Genomic DNA, 17,794 nt, shown 5'->3' with positions numbered 1-17,794 from the left:
AACGTCCGCGTGGTCAGGACCGTCGACCGAGACCTCTACCGCGAACGCAACAAGGTCGAACGGTTCTTCAATCGTCTCAAACACTTCCGCGGCATCGCAACGCGATACTTCAAAACCGCAGCAAACTTCCTCGCCGCACTTCACCTCGCTTGCTCAAGGCTCTGGATCAGACATTATGAGTCCACGACCTAAGCACAGTCCAACGCACCACCGCTCAGCCCAGAGGCCTCCATGACACGCATCATCCAATCGCTTTCCGAGATCTCCGCGCAATACGATGCCCTTTTCGTCGATCTCTGGGGCTGCATGCACAACGGGATCCGCCCCTTCCCCGAGGCCGTTGCCGCGATGCAGGGCTTTCGCGCGCAGGGCGGCAAGGTGATCTTCGTCACCAACGCGCCGCGCCACCGCGCCTCGGTGCAGGAGCAGCTGGCCCGGATCGGCGTGCCCGAAGACTGCTGGGATTCGATCGCCACCAGCGGCGACTCCGCCCGCGCGGCGATGTTCCGCGGGGCGGTGGGCGAGAAGATCTACTTCATCGGCGCCCCCCACGACCAAAGCTTCTTCGACCCGCTGAAGATCATCGAGAACCCGGTGCCGATCACCCAGGTGCCGCTGGAAGAGGCCGAGGGAATCGTCTGCACCGGCCCCTTCGACGCGCTGGCGGACCCGTCCGAGCTGCGCCCGCAGCTGCTCTATGCCAAGCAGAAGGGGCTGAAGCTGCTCTGCGCCAACCCCGACATCGTGGTGGACCGCGGCGAAACGCGGGAGTGGTGCGCCGGGGCGGTGGCGCAGCTCTACACCGAGATGGGCGGCGAGAGCCTCTATTTCGGAAAGCCCCACCCGCCGATCTACGATCTGGCCCGGCTACGGCTCACGGCCCTTGGCGAGGTGATCCCCGATTCCCGCATCCTCGCCATCGGCGACGGCATCCGCACCGACATCGAAGGCGCCCTGGGCGAGGACATCGACAGCCTCTTCATCACCGGCGGGCTCGCGGCGGCCGAGACGGGCACGCGGCAGCAGCCCGATCCGGCGCAGCTCGCCGCCTATCTCGAAAAGGAGCAGATGGCCCCGACCTACGCCATCGGCTTCCTGCGCTAACCCGGAACGCTGACGCAACATAGTTGCGACATTTGGCCCGTTTCCGCTGCAAAATTTCGCGGCGGATTGATTTCCGGCGGGAACCCGTTTATGCTGCACCGCAGTATGAACAGGAAAGACGCGCCCATGCTCGACAACATGCCCCGCGGCACCATCTGCATCGAGGATCTGGAAATCGGCATGGTCCGCTCCCTGCGCAAGCAGGTCACCGACCGTGACATCGAGCTCTTCGCCGAAGTCTCCACCGATCGCAATCCGGTGCACCTGGACGATGACTACGCACGGGATACGATCTTCCAGGGCCGCATCGCCCACGGGATGCTCACCGCCGGGCTGATCTCGGCGGTGATCGGCGAGCAGCTGCCGGGCCATGGCACCGTCTACATGGGCCAGAGCCTCAAGTTCCTCGCCCCGGTGCGTCCGGGCGACGTGGTGCTGGCCGAGGTCGAAGTGCTTGAGATCGATCATGCCAAGCGGCGCGTGCGGCTCGATACCCGCTGCCTGATCGACGGCAAGCCGGTGCTCAAGGGCGAGGCCACGGTGCTCGCCCCGAGCCGCAAGTTCGACTGACGCCAAGCCCCCTTGCAACGCCGCCGCAAGGGCGCTACGCCGGGCCAATGCGGATCATCCGGGATTATCAATACGTGGAAGAGCAGGATCGGGGCGCCTTCGCCGCGATCGGCAACTTCGATGGGGTTCACATCGGCCACCAGGCGGTGATCGAACAGACGCGCGCCCTGGCACAGGCCGCCGGCAAGCCGCTCGGCGTGATGACCTTCGAGCCCCACCCGCGCGAGTATTTCGCCCCCGACGCACCGCCGTTCAGGCTGATGAACGCCGAGGCCAAGGCCAACCGGCTGAAGCGGCTGGGTGTGGAACGCCTCTACGAGATGAATTTCAACGCCACGCTCTCGGCCCTCACCGCCGAGGACTTCGCCCGCGAGGTCATCAGCGAAGGCCTGGGGCTGAGCGGCGTCGTCGTGGGAGCGGATTTCTGCTTCGGCAAGGGGCGCAAGGGCACGGTCGCGGATCTGAAAGCCTTCGGCGCCCGCATGGGCTTCGCGGTGCATGTGGTCGAGATCGTGGAAACCGAGGCCGGCGAGGTCTCCTCCACCAACATCCGCACCGCGCTCTCCGAAGGGCGCCCGCGCGATGCCGCCCGGATGCTGGGCCACCTGCACCGCATCGAGGGCGAGGTGATCCGCGGCGATCAGCGCGGCCGCGATCTGGGCTACCCCACGGCCAACATGTCGATCTCCGGGCTGCACCAGCCGAAATTCGGCGTCTACGCCGTGAAGGTGGACGTCCTGTCCGGCCCCCATGCCGGCAGCTACCTCGGCGCCGCCTCCATCGGCATCCGCCCCACCTTCGACGGCAAGCACCCCAACATCGAAACCTACATCTTCGATTTCAAGGGGGATCTCTACGGCAGCCATCTGTCGGTCGCGCTGGTGGACTACCTGCGCCCCGAGGAGCGCTTCGACAGCCTAGACGCCCTGATCGCGCAGATGGATGCCGATTGCGCCCGCGCGCGCGCCCTGCTGGCCGAGGCGTGAGCAGATGGCCGCGCGCCGCCGCCTGCCCCGCAAGGATCCGATCTCCCGCAAGGGGCTGCGCAGCCGCTTCTGGGAACGCATCCCCCTGAAGGACATGACCCCCGCCGAATGGGAGGCCCTCTGCGACGGCTGCGGCAAATGCTGCCTCAACAAGCTCGAGGACGCCGACACCGGTGAGGTCGCCCTCACCCGCGTGGCCTGCCGCCTGCTGGACGACGACAGCTGCCGCTGCAGCCAATACGAGATCCGCAAGCAGTTCGTGCCCGAATGCGTGGTGCTCTCCCCCAAGACCCTGCCCGACACCGCCTACTGGATGCCCGTCACCTGCGCCTACCGGCTGCTGCACGAGGGCAAACCGCTCCATGATTGGCACCCGCTGATCAGCGGCACGCCCGAGAGCGTGCACGCGGCCGGCGTGTCCGTGCGCGGCTGGACGGTGCCCGAATTCGAAGTGCCCGAGGAAGAGTGGGAAGACCACATCATCGAGGAGCCCACCTGATGTTCTTCGCCTCCGACAACGCCGGCCCCGCCCACCCGAAGGTGATGGAGGCGCTGCTGGCCGCCAACGAGGGCCACGCCCGCCCCTATGGCAACGATGATCTCTCCGAACAGGCGGCCCGGGCCATCCGCGCGCTCTTCGAGGCCCCCGAGGCCAGCGTGCACCTCGTGGCCACCGGCACCGCCGCCAACGCGCTGTGCCTGGCCGCGCTCACCCCGCCCTGGGGCACGGCCTTCTGCGCCGATCTCGCCCATGTCGAAGAAGACGAGTGCAACGCGCCCGAGTTCTTCTCCGGCGGCGCGAAGCTGAGCCCGGTGGACACCACCGACGCAAGGATCACCCCCGAGGCGCTGGAAGCCGCGCTGCGCCGCCGCCCGCGGGGCGACGTGCACGTGCCCCAGCCCGCCGCCCTGACCCTCACGCAGGCCACCGAACGCGGCACCCTCTACACGCTTGGCCAGATCGAGGCCCTCGCCGCCACCGCCCGCGCCCACGGGCTGCCCGTCCACATGGACGGCGCCCGCTTCGCCAACGCCTGCGCCGCGCTCGGCTGCACCCCGGCCGAGATGACGTGGAAAGCCGGCATCGACGCCGTGAGCTTCGGCGGCACCAAGAACGGCCTGCTCGGGGTCGAGGCCGTCGTCTTCTTCGATCCCGCCAGGGAATGGGAAATCGCCCTGCGCCGCAAGCGCGCCGCGCATCTCTTTTCGAAGCACCGCTACCTCGCGGCCCAGATGCTGGCCTACCTGCACGAAGATCTCTGGCTACACACCGCCCGCGCAGCCAATGCGAAAGCCGCGCGCCTCGCCGACGGCCTGCGGGCCTGCCCAGAGATCGCGCTCACGCACCGCCCCGAGGTGAACATGATCTTCGCCCGGCTCACCCCCGCGCTGCACGCCCACCTGCAGGAGGCCGGCGCCGTCTACAGCGCCATCGAGGCCGCCGACGGCACCGTCACCGCCCGTTTCGTGACGGATTGGTCCCTGCCCGACACCGAGATCGACCGCTTCCTCGCCCTGCTGCAACAGGGCTGAAACGGCCCACTTTGTTCTGAAAATATCTCGGGGTCCGGGGCAGAGCCCCGGCCCTCCCCTTCCTGCCCTAGCCGAGGCTGGCGAGATGGGCGTCGAGATCGGCAAGCCGGTCCTGCCCCCAGAAACGCTCATCGCCCACGATGTAGAACGGCGCACCGAAGACCCCGGCTTCCACCGCCTCCTCAAGGTTGCGGCTGTAGGTTTCGGCCGCCTCCAGCATCCCGGCATTGGCGAGATCGGGGGCGAAGCCGGCGGCGGCGAGGCACTCCCGGATCACGCCTTCATCGGCGATGTTGCGCTCCTCGGCCCAGCAGGCGCGGGTGAAGGCGGCCACCAGAGCCCCCAGGTCGCCGCCGCCGGCCTTCTGCGCGGCGATGAAGGCATAGGAGGAGGGCGCGGGGTTGGTGGGCCAATGGGCGGGGTGCAGGTTGATCGGCATCCCGTTCTTCGCCGCCTGGCGGCGCAGCTCCTGCAACCTGTATTCCTGCCGCGACGGGTGGCGATCCTTGGGCGGCGTGCCGCCGGTGCGGGCGAAAAGCGCCATGATGTCCAGCGGCTTGTAGGCGATCTCGGCCCCGTGGCGGGCGGCGATCTCCTCCGGCCGGGTGCCGGCGATGTAGGTATAGGGTGAAACCGTCGCGAAATAGTAGTCGATTCGTGCCATTGCAGCCCCTTCCCGGCCTTCCAAACTTTGCAAGAGCCTAGCGGGGTGGTAAGCGGTGTCAAACTCACGAATCCGTCACGCCCAGCCGGAACCTGTCGAAAGAGAGCTGCCCAAATGCGTACAAACAACGAGCCGAAGCTGATCGCCGGCAACGCCAACAAATCCCTCGCCAAGGCCGTTGCGCGCCGCATGTCGATGCACCGGGGCATGAACGTGGGCCTCGTGGATGCGCGGGTGGAACGGTTCAACGACGGCGAGATCTTCGTCGAGGTCTTCGAGAACGTCCGCGGCGAGGACATGTTCATCATCCAGCCGACCTCCAACCCCGCCAACGACAACCTGATGGAGCTGCTGATCATCGCCGATGCGCTGCGCCGCTCCTCGGCGGGACGCATCACCGCCGTGATCCCCTACTTCGGCTACGCCCGCCAGGATCGCCGCACCAAGGCCCGCACGCCGATCACCGCCAAGCTCGTGGCCAACATGCTGGTGGAAGCCGGCGTCGAACGGGTGCTGACGATGGATCTGCACGCCACCCAGATCCAGGGCTTCTTCGACATCCCCGTGGACAACCTCTACGCCTCCCCGATCTTCGCCCTCGACATCGCCCACCACTTCAAGGATCGGATGGACGAGCTGATGGTCGTCTCTCCCGACGTGGGTGGCGTGGCCCGTGCCCGCGAACTGGCCAAGCGGATCGACAGCCCGCTCTCCATCGTCGACAAGCGCCGCGAGAAACCCGGTGAAGTGGCCGAGATGACCGTGATCGGCGACGTGAAGGACAAGGTCTGCCTGATCGTGGACGACCTCTGCGACACCGCCGGCACCCTCTGCAAGGCCGCCGAGCACCTGATGGAGCAAGGCGCCAAGGAAGTGCACAGCTACATCACCCACGGCGTGCTCTCGGGGCCGGCCGTCGGCCGCATCTCCAACTCGGTGATGAAGAGCCTCGTGATCACCGACACCATCGAAGCCACGCCCGCCGTGAAACAGGCCGAAAACATCCGCATCGTGCCCACGGCGCCGATCTTCGCCCAGGCGATCCTGAACACCTGGAACGGCACCTCGGTCTCCTCGCTCTTCGATCTGCAGACCCTCGGCCCCATCTACGAAGGCCTCTACACGCAAGACTGACGCCGCACCGGCCCTTGGCAAAAACACGAACCCCGCCCTTTCGAGGCGGGGTTTTTCGTATCGGTGCCGGGGTGTGGCCGGGCCTATTCGATCACCCAGTCATCCTCGCTGTGGACCTCGCCGAAGGCCGTCCAGTCCGCCCGGATCCGCGCCACGCGCGTGTCGTTCCACGTGCGGAACACGATGGCAAAGCCCTCGCGGGTGATCAGCTCGGCGGAGATATCGGCGCGCTGGTTGGTCTCTCGGTCGAAATCGAACATCGAGATGCCCACCTGCACCATCGGCGGCGCAAGAAACGGCTCGTCGAAGGTCACCACGTGGCGAAACTCGCGGGCGCCCTTGCCCGTCCACATCACACCGTCATGCTGATAGTCGGAAAACAGGACGATGGAGCCCTGTGCGATCCCGAGGGTATGGGTATTGAATTTCCGCATTCTCGTTCTTCGATTGCCTTGCCATTGGCGTAAAACAGAAAAACGCCGAAAAAAGATGAAAAAAAGAAAAGGCCCCGCCGCGTGGCAGGGCCTTCCCGAAATCTCTGGGGCCAGGGGCCCGGAAAATCAGTCCATCGCGTCCATGAGGGCGACGAGATCGGCCACGAATTTCTCCGCCCCGTCCTTGTCTTCCACGGCCGCTTCGGCCTTGGCGCGGGCTTCCGTCAGCACGTCTTCCAGATCCGCTTTCGTCACCTCGGTGCCCGGGTGGGCACGCTCGGCGATCACGGAAACGGAGGTCGCGGTGATCTCGGCGAAGCCGGAGGTCACGACGAAATCCTTTTCGCCTTCGGCCGTCTTGATCCGAACGACACCGGGGCGCAGGCTGGTGATGACCGGGCTGTGACCCGGCATCGCCGTCATGTCGCCATCGGCGCCAGGGATCTGGACTTCCGTCGCGGCGAGCGAAGCGAGGCTCCGCTCGGGCGACACCAGATCGAATTGCATGGTCTCAGCCATTGGCTACTCCTTAAGCGGCTTCTGCCGCCATTTTCTCGGCCTTGGCGATCACGTCGTCGATACCGCCGACCATGTAGAAGGCGGCTTCCGGAAGGTGATCGTACTCGCCGGCCACGACGGCCTTGAAGGAGCGGATCGTGTCTTCCAGCGGAACCTGAACGCCGTCGGAGCCGGTGAAGACCTTCGCCACGTCGAACGGCTGGGAGAGGAAGCGCTGGATCTTCCGGGCGCGGGCCACGGTCAGCTTGTCCTCTTCGCTCAGTTCGTCCATGCCGAGGATGGCGATGATGTCCTGCAGAGCCTTGTAGCGTTGCAGGATCTCCTGCACGTCACGGGCAACCTGGTAGTGCTCTTCGCCGACGATCGCCGGGTCGAGGATCCGGCTGGAGGAATCCAGCGGGTCCACGGCCGGGTAGATGCCCAGCTCGGAGATGGCGCGCGACAGCACGGTGGTGGCGTCGAGGTGGGCGAAGGTCGTGGCCGGAGCCGGGTCGGTGAGGTCGTCGGCGGGCACGTACACGGCCTGGATCGAGGTGATCGAGCCCGATTTCGTCGAGGTGATGCGCTCCTGCATGGCGCCCATGTCGGTGGCCAGCGTCGGCTGGTAGCCCACGGCGGAGGGGATGCGGCCAAGCAGAGCGGACACTTCGGAGCCGGCCTGCGTGAAGCGGAAGATGTTGTCCACGAAGAACAGCACGTCGGTGCCGGAAGAGTCGCGGAACTGCTCGGCCAGCGTCAGACCGGTCAGGGCGACGCGGGCACGGGCCCCCGGAGGCTCGTTCATCTGGCCGTAGACCAGCGCCACCTGGGATTCTTCCAGGTTGTCGGGCTTGATCACGTTGGATTCGATCATCTCGTGGTAGAGGTCGTTGCCCTCACGGGTCCGCTCGCCCACGCCGGCGAACACGGAGTAGCCCGAGTGCACCTTCGCGATGTTGTTGATCAGCTCCATGATGAGAACGGTCTTGCCCACGCCGGCACCGCCGAAGAGGCCGATCTTGCCGCCTTTGGAGTAGGGCGCGAGAAGGTCCACGACCTTGATGCCGGTCACGAGGATCTCGGTCTCGGTCGCCTGCTCGCGGAACTCCGGAGCCGGCTGGTGGATGGCGCGTTTCTCGGTGGCGTTCACAGGGCCGCCTTCGTCCACCGGCTCGCCGATGACGTTCAGGATGCGGCCGAGCGTGGCCTTGCCCACGGGCACGGAGATCGGCTCGCCGGTGTCCGTCACCACGGCGCCGCGCACGAGGCCTTCGGTGGCGTCCATCGCGATGGTGCGCACGGTGTTCTCACCGAGGTGCTGTGCCACCTCCAGAACCAGGCGCTTGCCGTTGTTTTCGGTTTCCAGTGCGTTCAGAATTTCGGGAAGATGGTCTTCGAACTGAACGTCCACGACGGCGCCGATGACCTGGGTCACTTTGCCTTTTGCATTTGCCATGTCGTTTCTCCGGGTCCTTTAGAGCGCCTCGGCGCCCGAGATGATTTCGATAAGCTCGTTGGTGATCACGGCCTGACGCGAGCGGTTGAACTCGATCGTCAGCTTGTCGATCATTTCGCCCGCGTTGCGGGTGGCGTTGTCCATGGCCGACATCCGGGCGCCCTGTTCGGAGGCGCCGTTCTCGAGCAGGGCCGAGAAGATGGCGGTGGCCACGCCGCGCGGCAGCAGGTCGGCAAGGATGCCTTCCTCGCTGGGCTCGTAATCGTAGAGCGTGCTTTCTTCGGCGGCCTCCTCGAAGGTGGCCGGGATGATCTGCTGCGCCGTCGGCACCTGGCTGATCACGCTTTCGAAGCGGTTGTAGAAGATGGTGGCGACATCGAACTCGCCCTCATCGAACCGCTTCAGGATCTGGCCGGCGATCTCGGCGGCATTGGCGTAGCCCACCGATTTCACTTCGCTCAGGTCCACGTGCCCGACGAGATGCTCGCCGAGATCGCGCTTCAGCTGCTCCCGCCCCTTCTTGCCGACGGTCAGGATCTTGACCGTCTTGCCTTGCGCCAGAAGCTCCTGGGCCTTGGTGCGCGCCAGCTTGGCAATCGAGGAGTTGAAGCCGCCGCAGAGGCCGCGCTCCGCGGTCATCACCACCAGGAGGTGGGTCTGATCGGAGCCCGTGCCCGCAAGCAGCTTCGGTGCGCTGTCCGAACTGCCGACCGAGGCCGCCAGTCCGTTCAGAACGGCATTCATCCGCTCTGCATAAGGCCGTCCGGCTTCCGCCGCCTCCTGGGCACGGCGGAGCTTGGCCGCCGCGACCATTTGCATGGCCTTGGTGATCTTCCGCGTCGACTTGACGCTTTCGATCCTGTTTTTGAGGTCCTTAAGACTGGGCATAAGCTTGTCCTAACAGGGCCTTACGAGAAATCGGCGGCGAATTCGTCGATCGCGGCCTTGAGTTTGTCGGCAGCCTCGCCCTTGATCTTCGGATCTTCCTTGGTGATCCAGTCGAGCAGGTCGGCTTTCTTCGAACGCAGGTGGTTCAGCAGGCCGGCTTCGTAGCGGCCCACGTCGCGCACGGCGATCTTGTCGAGGTAGCCGTTGGTGCCGGCGAAGATCAGGCAGACGATTTCCGCGTTGGTGAGCGGCGAGTACTGCGGCTGCTTCATCAGCTCGGTCAGGCGCGCACCCCGGTTCAGCAGCTGCTGGGTGGAGGCGTCCAGATCGGAGCCGAACTGGGCGAAGGCGGCCATCTCGCGGTATTGGGCGAGCGACAGCTTCACCGGGCCGGCGACGGATTTCATCGCGTTGGTCTGGGCCGAGGAGCCCACGCGCGACACCGACAGACCGGTGTTCACGGCCGGGCGGATGCCCTGGAAGAACAGCTCGGTTTCGAGGAAGATCTGGCCGTCGGTGATGGAGATCACGTTGGTCGGAATGAAGGCCGACACGTCACCGCCCTGGGTTTCGATGATCGGCAGGGCCGTCAGCGAGCCGGAGCCGTTTTCCTCGTTGAGCTTCGCGGAGCGCTCCAGCAGGCGGGAGTGCAGGTAGAACACGTCGCCCGGGTAGGCTTCGCGCCCCGGCGGGCGGCGCAGCAGCAGGGACATCTGACGGTAGGCCACGGCTTGTTTGGACAGGTCATCGTAGATGATCAGCGCGTGGCGGCCGTTGTCGCGGAAGTATTCGGCCATCGCGGTCGCGGCGTAGGGAGCCAGGAACTGCATCGGCGCCGGGTCGGACGCGGTGGCGGCCACGACGATGGAGTATTCGATCGCGCCGGATTCTTCGAGCTTCTTCACCAGCTGGGCAACGGTGGAGCGCTTCTGGCCCACGGCCACGTAGACGCAGTAGAGCTTCTTGCTCTCGTCGTCGCCGGCGGCGTCGTTGTAGGTCTTCTGGTTCAGGATCGTGTCGAGCGCCACGGCCGTTTTGCCGGTCTGACGGTCGCCGATGATCAGCTCACGCTGGCCGCGGCCGATCGGGATCATGGCGTCCACGGACTTCAGGCCGGTGGCCATCGGCTCGTGCACGGATTTGCGCGGGATGATGCCCGGCGCCTTCACGTCGGCCACGCGGCGCTCGGTGGCCTCGATCGGGCCCTTGCCGTCGATCGGGTTGCCGAGGCCGTCAACGACGCGGCCCAGCAGTGCGTCGCCGGCGGGCACGTCCACGATGGAGTTCGTGCGCTTGACGATGTCGCCTTCCTTGATGTCGCGGTCGGAGCCGAAGATCACGACGCCGACGTTGTCGCTCTCGAGGTTCAGGGCCATGCCCTGGATACCACCAGGAAACTCGACCATCTCGCCGGCCTGGACGTTGTCGAGGCCATACACGCGCGCGATACCGTCACCGACGGACAGAACACGACCAACTTCGGCAACTTCGGCTTCCTTGCCGAAATTCTTGATCTGGTCCTTAAGGATCGCAGAAATCTCTGCTGCTTGGATACCCATTATCCGACCTCTTTCATGGAATTCTGGAGCTGGTTGAGCTTCGAGCGGATCGACGTGTCGATCATCTTGGAGCCCACTTTCACAACGAGGCCACCGATCAGCGAGCTGTCGACGGCGACATTCAGGTTCACGTCTTTGCCGACGGTCTCTTTCAGGGCCTTCGCAAGGGCCTCTTCCTGAGCTTTCGTCAGCTTCTTGGCTGCCACGACATCCGCCGTGACCTCACCTTTCTCTTCCGCGATCAGCGCCTTCAGTGCGGCGATGAACTGCGGCAGCACGAACAGGCGGCGCTTCCGGGCCATCAGGCCAAGCGCGTTCTGCAGGTTCGGGCGCAGGTCCATTGCCTTGGCAACGGCCGTGATGGCTGCTTCCTGCTGTTCGCGGCTGTAGAGAGGAGAAGAGATCAGGTCGCGCAGGTCCGCGCTGTCCTGAAGGGCTGATTCCAAGTCCGCGATGTTGGACTCGAATTCAGGGAGTTTACCGGCCTCTTTGGCCAGATCGAACACCGCTGTCGCGTAGCGCGAGGCGATGCCGGAGGAGATCGAAGCTGGTTCGGACACGTCCACCCTTCCGATGTCTTGAGCCCCGGGGTTCCGCGAGGGCCGCGGACAGGGCAGGCTGAGGAGCGCATGCTCGCACATGCGTCAAAATCGGCGTGGGTGTAGCAGAGGTAATGTATCCTCGCAACAGCGGAGAGAGCGGGTTTTTGACAGTGCCAAGCAATAAAATGAGGTCAACGGGCATTGTTAGCGCTGAAGCGCGTCCAATTGTCCCGACCGCACGTCCAGGGCGCCGGATCGGCACTGGACCGGGCCGCGCGGGGCGAATCCCCGCCCCGCCCTGACCGCCTTCAGATCGGCTCGACGCCGGGCTGGGCGATCCCGTCCAGCAGACGCAGGGGTTTGCGCACGGTTTCGGGAATGCCCGAGCGCCGCGGCCTGTACATCTGCTTGGAGGCTTCGACCATGAACACCCCGCCGGCCAGCACCCCGGCGAAGCGCCGGCCCGTCGATTCCCAGATCGGCCCGGTCTTGAGCCAGAACCGCCGGTGCGAGGGCAGCGCGTAGAGCGCGGCCACGTGGCGCTCGGCCTCGAAACTGTGCGCCTTGAGCTGGGCCTCAAGCTGGCCGAGGCTATAGGGGCGCCCGAAGCCGAAGGGGGTGGCGTCCCGCCGCGCCCAGAGCCCGGCCCGGTTGGGCACGATCACGATCATCCGCCCGCCAGGCCCGAGAACGCGCCAGCATTCCTCAAGCAGCGTGGCCGGGGTTTCGCAGGTCTCCAGCCCGTGCATCAGCACCAGCTTGTCCACCGAGCCGGTTTCCAGCGGCCAGTGGGTCTCGTCGCAGAGGAGGGCCACGTTCTTCATGCCGGCGGGCCAGCTCATCACGCCCTGCGGCCCCGGCATCAGCCCGATCACCCGGCGCGCGTCGGCCAGGTAGGGGCGCAGCAGCGGCACCGCGAATCCGAAGCCGGCCACCGTCTGCCCCTTGGCCTCGGGCCAGAGCCGCACGACCTGGTCGCGCACCGCCTTCTGGGCCACCCGGCCCAGCGCGCTGCGGTAGTAGAAATTCTTCAGGTCCAGCACATCCAAGTGCATTGCAAGGCGCCTCTGGATCGGCAACAGTCGAGGTGAGCATACCGAAGAGCAACGGAAAAACCATGCCTCTTGAGATCGTTACAATCCCCTGCCTGTCCGACAACTACGCCTACCTGCTGCACGAGGCCGAAACCGGCGCAACCGCGCTGGTGGACGCGCCGGAGGCGGATCCGATCCGCGTGGCGCTGGACGAGCGCGGCTGGGGGCTGGATCACGTGCTTCTCACCCACCACCATTGGGATCACGTGGACGGGCTGGCCGAGCTGCGCGAGGCGTTTTCGCCTCAGGTCTGGGGGGCCAAGGCCGATGCGGAGCGGCTTCCCGCGCTCGATCACGCGCTGTCGGATGGCGACACGGTGCCGCTGCTCGGTGAAGAGATGCACGTGTTCGACGTGTCGGGCCACACGATCGGCCACATCGCCTTCCATTTCCCCGCCAGCGCCGCGCTCTTCACCGCCGACAGCCTGATGGCGATGGGCTGCGGCCGCCTGTTCGAGGGCACGCCGGAGATGATGATGGCCAGCCTTGGCAAGCTCGCCGCCCTGCCGGGGGAGACGCGCGTCTATTCCGGCCATGAATATACCGCCCACAACGCCCGCTTCGCGATCACGATCGAACCGGGAAACCCCGAGCTTCAGGCCCGCATGGCCCGGATCACCGAAGCCCGTTCGCGGGAGGAGCCGACGGTTCCGAGCACCCTGGCCGAGGAACGCGCCACGAATCCCTTCCTGCGCGCCCATGTGCCCGCCGTGAAGGCCGGGGCCGGCCTGCCAGAGGGAAGCGATCTCGCCGTCTTCACCGCGGTGCGCGAAGCCCGCAACGGCTTCTAGGAGCCGCAGGCGGCACGACCCGCCGGGCGCCCAGCGCGGCCAGGGTCTTAAAACAGGCGCGCAGAGCCCCTATCTGCATGGTTCGAGCCATCGCCGGGGCCTCCCGCCCGGGCCGCGCCGCGGCCCATGTTCGCCCGACATTCGGGCGCCCCGCGGCGGCTTTCGCCGGGCAGCGCCGCTTTGCTTAGCGGGATCGTAACGAAGCGCTGCAAAAACTGTCACAAAAACGCAAGTTTCGGATTTTGGCCTTGAAGAGTGCGCCAGAAAACCGAACTCTAATCTCATAGGGGCCGCATCCAAACGGGTGCTTCAGTCCTCAGAAGGCACGAAAGGAAAGTGGAATGCCGTCATTTTCCAAATCTCTCGAAGCAGCAATCCACAATGCGCTGGCGATTGCCAATGCGCGAAAACACGAGCTGGCCACGCTCGAACACCTCTTGCTGGCCCTGACCGATGAGCCCGACTCCGTAAAGGTCATGCGGGCCTGCAACGTTGATCTCGCGCAGCTCCGTGCCACGCTGGAAGATTTCATCGACGACGATCTCTCCACCCTGATCACCGACATCGAGGGCAGCGAAGCCGTGCCCACGGCCGCCTTCCAGCGCGTGATCCAGCGGGCCGCGATCCACGTGCAATCCTCCGGCCGCACCGAGGTGACGGGGGCCAACGTGCTTGTGGCGATCTTCGCGGAGCGCGAGTCCAACGCCGCCTACTTCCTGCAAGAGCAGGACATGACGCGCTATGACGCGGTGAACTACATCGCCCACGGCGTCGCCAAGAACCCCGAGTTCGGGGAGACCCGCCCCGTCACCGGCGCCGACGACATGGACGAAGAGGCCACCCAGGCGGTGGAAGACGCCGGCGAGCAGAAGGAAAGCGCGCTCGGCAAATACTGCGTGGATCTCAACGAGAAGGCTCGCAAGGGCGAGGTGGATCCGCTGATCGGCCGCGACCACGAGGTGGAGCGCTGCATCCAGGTGCTGTGCCGCCGCCGCAAGAACAACCCGCTTCTGGTGGGTGATCCCGGCGTGGGCAAGACGGCCATCGCCGAAGGCCTCGCCAAGAAGATCGTCGAAGGCCAGACGCCCGAGGTGCTCTCTTCCGCCACGATCTACTCGCTCGACATGGGCGCGCTGCTCGCGGGCACCCGCTACCGGGGCGATTTCGAGGAGCGCCTGAAAGCCGTGGTGACGGAGCTTGAGGAACACCCCGATGCGGTGCTCTTCATCGACGAGATCCACACGGTGATCGGCGCCGGCGCCACCTCCGGCGGCGCGATGGACGCCTCCAACCTGCTCAAGCCGGCCCTCCAGGGCGGCAAGCTTCGCTGCATGGGCTCCACCACCTACAAGGAGTTCCGCCAGCACTTCGAGAAAGACCGCGCCCTCTCGCGCCGGTTCCAGAAGATCGACGTGAACGAGCCGACCGTCGAAGATGCCGTGAAGATCCTGAAGGGGCTCAAGCCCCACTTCGAGGAGCACCACGACATCCGCTACACCAACGATGCGATCCGCACCGCGGTAGAATTGTCGGCGCGCTACATCACCGATCGCAAACTGCCCGACAAGGCCATCGACGTGATCGATGAAGCCGGCGCCGCGCAGCATCTGGTGGCCGAAAGCAAGCGCCGCAAGACGATCGGCGTGAAGGAGATCGAGGATGTCGTCGCCAAGATCGCGCGCATCCCTCCGAAGAACGTCTCCAAGGACGATGCCGAGGTGCTCAAGGATCTCGAGAACACGCTCAAGCGCGTGGTCTTCGGGCAGGACAAGGCCATCGAATCGCTGGCCAGCGCCATCAAGCTGGCCCGCGCCGGCCTGCGCGAGCCCGAGAAGCCGATCGGCAACTACCTCTTCGCCGGGCCCACGGGCGTGGGCAAGACGGAGGTCGCCAAGCAGCTTGCCGATACGCTCGGGGTGGAGCTTCTGCGCTTCGACATGTCCGAATACATGGAGAAACACGCGGTCTCCCGCCTGATCGGCGCACCGCCGGGCTACGTCGGCTTCGATCAGGGCGGCCTGCTCACCGACGGCGTGGATCAGCACCCGCATTGCGTGCTTCTGCTCGATGAGATCGAGAAGGCGCACCCGGATGTCTACAACATCCTGCTGCAGGTGATGGATCACGGCCAGCTGACCGATCACAACGGCCGCACGGTGGATTTCCGAAACGTGATCCTGATCATGACCTCCAACGCCGGCGCGGCGGAACAGGCCAAGGCCGCCATCGGTTTCGGCCGGGATCGCCGCGAGGGCGAGGATACCGCCGCCATCGAGCGCACCTTCACGCCGGAGTTCCGCAACCGCCTGGACGCGGTGGTCTCCTTCGCGCCGCTCGGCAAGGAGGTGATCCTGCAGGTCGTCGAGAAATTCGTGCTGCAACTGGAAGCCCAGCTTCTGGATCGCAACGTCACGATCGAGCTGACAAAACCGGCCGCCGAATGGCTCGCCGAGGAAGGCTACGACGACAAGATGGGCGCCCGCCCGCTGGGCCGCGTGATCCAGGAGCACATCAAGAAGCCGCTGGCCGAGGAACTGCTCTTCGGCAAGCTCTCCAAGGGCGGCAACGTCAAGGTGGCGGTGAAGGACGGCAAGATCGACCTTCAGTTCGAATCGCCCGAGGCGCGCCAGCTGTCCTCGCGCAAACCGCCGTTGCTCACCGCCGACTGAGCCATGCGCTTCGCTGCGGCACTTGCCCTGCTCTCCCTCGCAACCCCGGTTGCGGGGGAGATTCGTTTCCGACCTCCGCTCGACTGCGCCCCCGGCGCGGGCTGCTACGTCCAGAACTACGTGGATCGCGATCCCGGCCCCGGCGCCAGGGATTTCACCTGCGGCGCCCTCACCTACGACGGCCACAAGGGCACCGATTTCGCCCTGCCCGACGATGCCGCCATGCTGGCGGGCGTTCCGGTGCGCGCGGCGGCGGCCGGCACGGTCACCGGCATCCGAAATTCCATGCCCGACATCCGCTTCTCCGATCCTGCGGCCCCGCCGCTGGATGGCAAGGATTGCGGAAACGGCGTGGTGCTTGATCACGGCGACGGGTGGGAAACGCAGTATTGCCACATGAAGCAGGGCAGCGTGTCCGTTTCACTCGGGCAAGAGGTGCAGGCCGGCGCTCAACTCGGCCTCGTCGGCCTCTCCGGGCGCACCGAGTTCCCCCATGTACACATCAGCATCCGGCGCAACGGCGAACATCTCGATCCCTTCGCTCCCGCCATGGCGCAGTGCAGCGCCACGCCGCCCGCCGATACCCTGTGGGCCGATCCGCTGGCCTACCGCGCCGGAGGCCTGATATCCGCCGGCTTCGCGACGCAAGTGCCTGAATACGCCGCCATCAAAGCCGGAACGGCCGCCGCCACCTCCATCCCCGCCGGCGCCCCCGCGCTGGTGCTCTGGGGCCATGCCTTCGGCACCCGCCCCGGAGACATGCTCGAACTCACCATAACCGCGCCCGACGGCAGCCTCTTCCACGAAGGCACCGCCACCTTCGATCGCGCCCAGGCGCAGGCTTTCCGCGCCTCCGGCCGGCGCGCCTCGGGGCTTCAGGCCGGCACATGGCGCGGCGCGCTGCGCCTGATGCGGGGCGGCGAGGTGATCGACAGCCGCACGCTTTCCCTGCGCGTCACGCCCTGACGGGGGCGGCGCAGCCCCCGGCGTTGCCACCGCAACGGAGGCCAAAACGAAAAAAGCCACGCGCGCGGCGTGGCCTCTTCATCGCCCCTTGCGGGGAGAAAGCACAAGATCGGCTTACTTGATCTTGCCTTCCTTGTACTCGACGTGCTTGCGCACGACCGGGTCGTATTTCTTCACGACCATTTTCTCGGTCATGGTGCGGGCATTTTTCTTGGTCACATAGAAGTGGCCCGTGCCCGCGGTCGAGTTCAGGCGGATTTTAATCGTGGTCGGCTTCGCCATGTCATAGCTCCTGCGCGGGGCGGGAGTGCCGCCCGTAAAAACATTGAAGCCGCCTTTTACGCCTCCCGTGGCCCGAGTCAACCAGAAACCCGCGGAATTCGCTCGGTGCGGCGCGCCTGTCCTCTTCCGGCGGCAAATATCCCCACCGCAGGCCCCGCGCACCGGCGCCACCCAGCCCTTCGCCCTGCCGGGGGCGGCCGGCGCGAGGAGAGGCACGATTGGCGGGCAAAGGGTGCGCGGACGGCCTGTAAGCCGGATTCTGTCCGGGGGCGGACGCCCCCTGGATGGCCATTCATCTAGACGACGCGTCGCCGCGCCGCCTCCAGCTGCCAACCCGGATCTGCTCGGGGCAAGGCGCCCCTGTGGCCGAGGCCACGCGCGATCCCTATTTGGCATTGCTCCCGGTGGGGCTTGCCGTGCCGCCCCTGTTGCCAGGGGCGCGGTGGGCTCTTACTCCACCGTTTCACCCTTGCCCCCGCCGCTGGCGCGGCCGTGGGGCGGTCTGTTTTCTGTGGCGCTTTCCCTCGGGTTGCCCCGGCCGGGCGTTACCCGGCACCGTTGCCTTGTGGAGTCCGGACTTTCCTCGCCCCCCGAAGGGGCCGCGGCCATCCGGCCATCCGCGCA

Annotated in this window: 19 protein-coding genes and 1 other RNA gene; 10 read left to right on the top strand and 10 right to left on the bottom strand. The window is 66.1% G+C overall.

Annotated elements, in window-relative coordinates; all coding sequences use genetic code 11:
• The 6 genes from PSA7680_RS14990 to PSA7680_RS14965 all read left to right on the top strand — a co-directional run.
• A partial coding sequence (locus PSA7680_RS14990) for a transposase (protein WP_217808310.1) occupies positions 1-192 on the top strand: 192 nt, incomplete at its 5' end.
• A 39-nt stretch (positions 193-231) separates the two neighbouring features.
• Positions 232-1,104, top strand: coding sequence for a TIGR01459 family HAD-type hydrolase (locus tag PSA7680_RS14985; protein ID WP_085869535.1), 873 nt, complete (start codon positions 232-234; stop codon positions 1,102-1,104).
• 126 nt (positions 1,105-1,230) lie between these two features.
• Positions 1,231-1,674: a MaoC family dehydratase gene (locus PSA7680_RS14980; RefSeq protein ID WP_085869534.1), complete on the top strand. Its 444-nt coding sequence runs from the start codon at positions 1,231-1,233 to the stop codon at positions 1,672-1,674.
• 47 nt (positions 1,675-1,721) lie between these two features.
• Positions 1,722-2,660, top strand: coding sequence for a bifunctional riboflavin kinase/FAD synthetase (locus PSA7680_RS14975; RefSeq protein ID WP_085869533.1), 939 nt, complete (start codon positions 1,722-1,724; stop codon positions 2,658-2,660).
• Positions 2,661-2,664: 4 nt separating this feature from the next.
• Positions 2,665-3,159: a YcgN family cysteine cluster protein gene (locus PSA7680_RS14970; RefSeq protein WP_275936542.1), complete on the top strand. Its 495-nt coding sequence runs from the start codon at positions 2,665-2,667 to the stop codon at positions 3,157-3,159.
• The gene (locus PSA7680_RS14965; protein ID WP_085869531.1) at positions 3,159-4,193 is read left to right on the top strand and encodes a threonine aldolase family protein; all 1,035 of its coding nucleotides are present in this window, start codon (positions 3,159-3,161) and stop codon (positions 4,191-4,193) included. The genes PSA7680_RS14970 and PSA7680_RS14965 overlap by 1 nt, the downstream gene beginning before the upstream one ends.
• 67 nt (positions 4,194-4,260) lie before the next feature.
• Here the strand turns inward: PSA7680_RS14965 and PSA7680_RS14960 are convergent, their stop codons facing one another.
• Entirely contained in the window at positions 4,261-4,857 is a 597-nt protein-coding gene (locus PSA7680_RS14960; protein WP_085869530.1) for a 2-hydroxychromene-2-carboxylate isomerase, read from the bottom strand.
• 114 nt (positions 4,858-4,971) lie between these two features.
• Here PSA7680_RS14960 and PSA7680_RS14955 point away from each other — a divergent pair, with 114 nt between their 5' ends.
• Entirely contained in the window at positions 4,972-5,991 is a 1,020-nt protein-coding gene (locus PSA7680_RS14955; RefSeq protein ID WP_085869529.1) for a ribose-phosphate pyrophosphokinase, read from the top strand.
• A gap of 83 nt (positions 5,992-6,074) precedes the next feature.
• Here the strand turns inward: PSA7680_RS14955 and PSA7680_RS14950 are convergent, their stop codons facing one another.
• The 7 genes from PSA7680_RS14950 to PSA7680_RS14920 form a co-directional block, all read right to left on the bottom strand.
• Positions 6,075-6,425, bottom strand: a complete 351-nt coding sequence (locus tag PSA7680_RS14950) for an H-type lectin domain-containing protein (RefSeq protein WP_085869528.1) — start codon at positions 6,423-6,425, stop codon at positions 6,075-6,077.
• Positions 6,426-6,551: 126 nt separating this feature from the next.
• On the bottom strand, positions 6,552-6,944 hold the full coding sequence (locus PSA7680_RS14945; protein ID WP_085869527.1) for a F0F1 ATP synthase subunit epsilon: 393 nt from the start codon (positions 6,942-6,944) through the stop codon (positions 6,552-6,554).
• Positions 6,945-6,954: 10 nt separating this feature from the next.
• Positions 6,955-8,379, bottom strand: a complete 1,425-nt coding sequence (gene atpD, locus PSA7680_RS14940) for a F0F1 ATP synthase subunit beta (RefSeq protein ID WP_085869526.1) — start codon at positions 8,377-8,379, stop codon at positions 6,955-6,957.
• 18 nt (positions 8,380-8,397) lie between these two features.
• Positions 8,398-9,267, bottom strand: coding sequence for a F0F1 ATP synthase subunit gamma (locus PSA7680_RS14935; RefSeq protein WP_085869525.1), 870 nt, complete (start codon positions 9,265-9,267; stop codon positions 8,398-8,400).
• A gap of 20 nt (positions 9,268-9,287) precedes the next feature.
• Positions 9,288-10,826, bottom strand: a complete 1,539-nt coding sequence (gene atpA, locus PSA7680_RS14930) for a F0F1 ATP synthase subunit alpha (protein ID WP_085869524.1) — start codon at positions 10,824-10,826, stop codon at positions 9,288-9,290.
• Complete coding sequence (locus PSA7680_RS14925) at positions 10,826-11,392, bottom strand: F0F1 ATP synthase subunit delta (protein ID WP_085869523.1); 567 nt, start codon at positions 11,390-11,392, stop codon at positions 10,826-10,828. Before PSA7680_RS14925 ends, atpA begins: the two co-directional genes overlap by 1 nt.
• A gap of 284 nt (positions 11,393-11,676) precedes the next feature.
• Positions 11,677-12,423, bottom strand: coding sequence for a class I SAM-dependent methyltransferase (locus PSA7680_RS14920; RefSeq protein WP_085869522.1), 747 nt, complete (start codon positions 12,421-12,423; stop codon positions 11,677-11,679).
• A 62-nt stretch (positions 12,424-12,485) separates the two neighbouring features.
• Between PSA7680_RS14920 and gloB the strand changes: the two genes are divergently transcribed.
• The 3 genes from gloB to PSA7680_RS14905 all read left to right on the top strand — a co-directional run bounded on the left by gloB (position 12,486) and on the right by PSA7680_RS14905 (position 16,888).
• Complete coding sequence (gene gloB, locus PSA7680_RS14915; RefSeq protein WP_085869521.1) at positions 12,486-13,253, top strand: hydroxyacylglutathione hydrolase; 768 nt, start codon at positions 12,486-12,488, stop codon at positions 13,251-13,253.
• Between the two features lie 341 nt (positions 13,254-13,594).
• Entirely contained in the window at positions 13,595-15,922 is a 2,328-nt protein-coding gene (clpA, locus tag PSA7680_RS14910; protein WP_085869520.1) for an ATP-dependent Clp protease ATP-binding subunit ClpA, read from the top strand.
• Between the two features lie 3 nt (positions 15,923-15,925).
• Positions 15,926-16,888 (top strand): M23 family metallopeptidase, encoded by a 963-nt coding sequence (locus PSA7680_RS14905; protein WP_085869519.1) that lies wholly within the window; start codon positions 15,926-15,928, stop codon positions 16,886-16,888.
• A 114-nt stretch (positions 16,889-17,002) separates the two neighbouring features.
• Here PSA7680_RS14905 and rpmG read toward each other — a convergent pair whose 3' ends face one another.
• Entirely contained in the window at positions 17,003-17,170 is a 168-nt protein-coding gene (gene rpmG, locus PSA7680_RS14900; RefSeq protein WP_058315632.1) for a 50S ribosomal protein L33, read from the bottom strand.
• A gap of 232 nt (positions 17,171-17,402) precedes the next feature.
• Positions 17,403-17,791, bottom strand: an RNA gene (gene rnpB, locus PSA7680_RS14895) — RNase P RNA component class A.
• Between the last annotated feature and the right edge of the window lie 3 nt (positions 17,792-17,794).

The sequence above is a fragment of the Pseudoruegeria aquimaris genome, from assembly GCF_900172235.1.
GTDB classification, from domain to species: domain Bacteria; phylum Pseudomonadota; class Alphaproteobacteria; order Rhodobacterales; family Rhodobacteraceae; genus Pseudoruegeria; species Pseudoruegeria aquimaris.
Note: the sequence above shows the minus strand (reverse complement) of the source record. Positions and strands in the feature narration are given on the sequence as shown.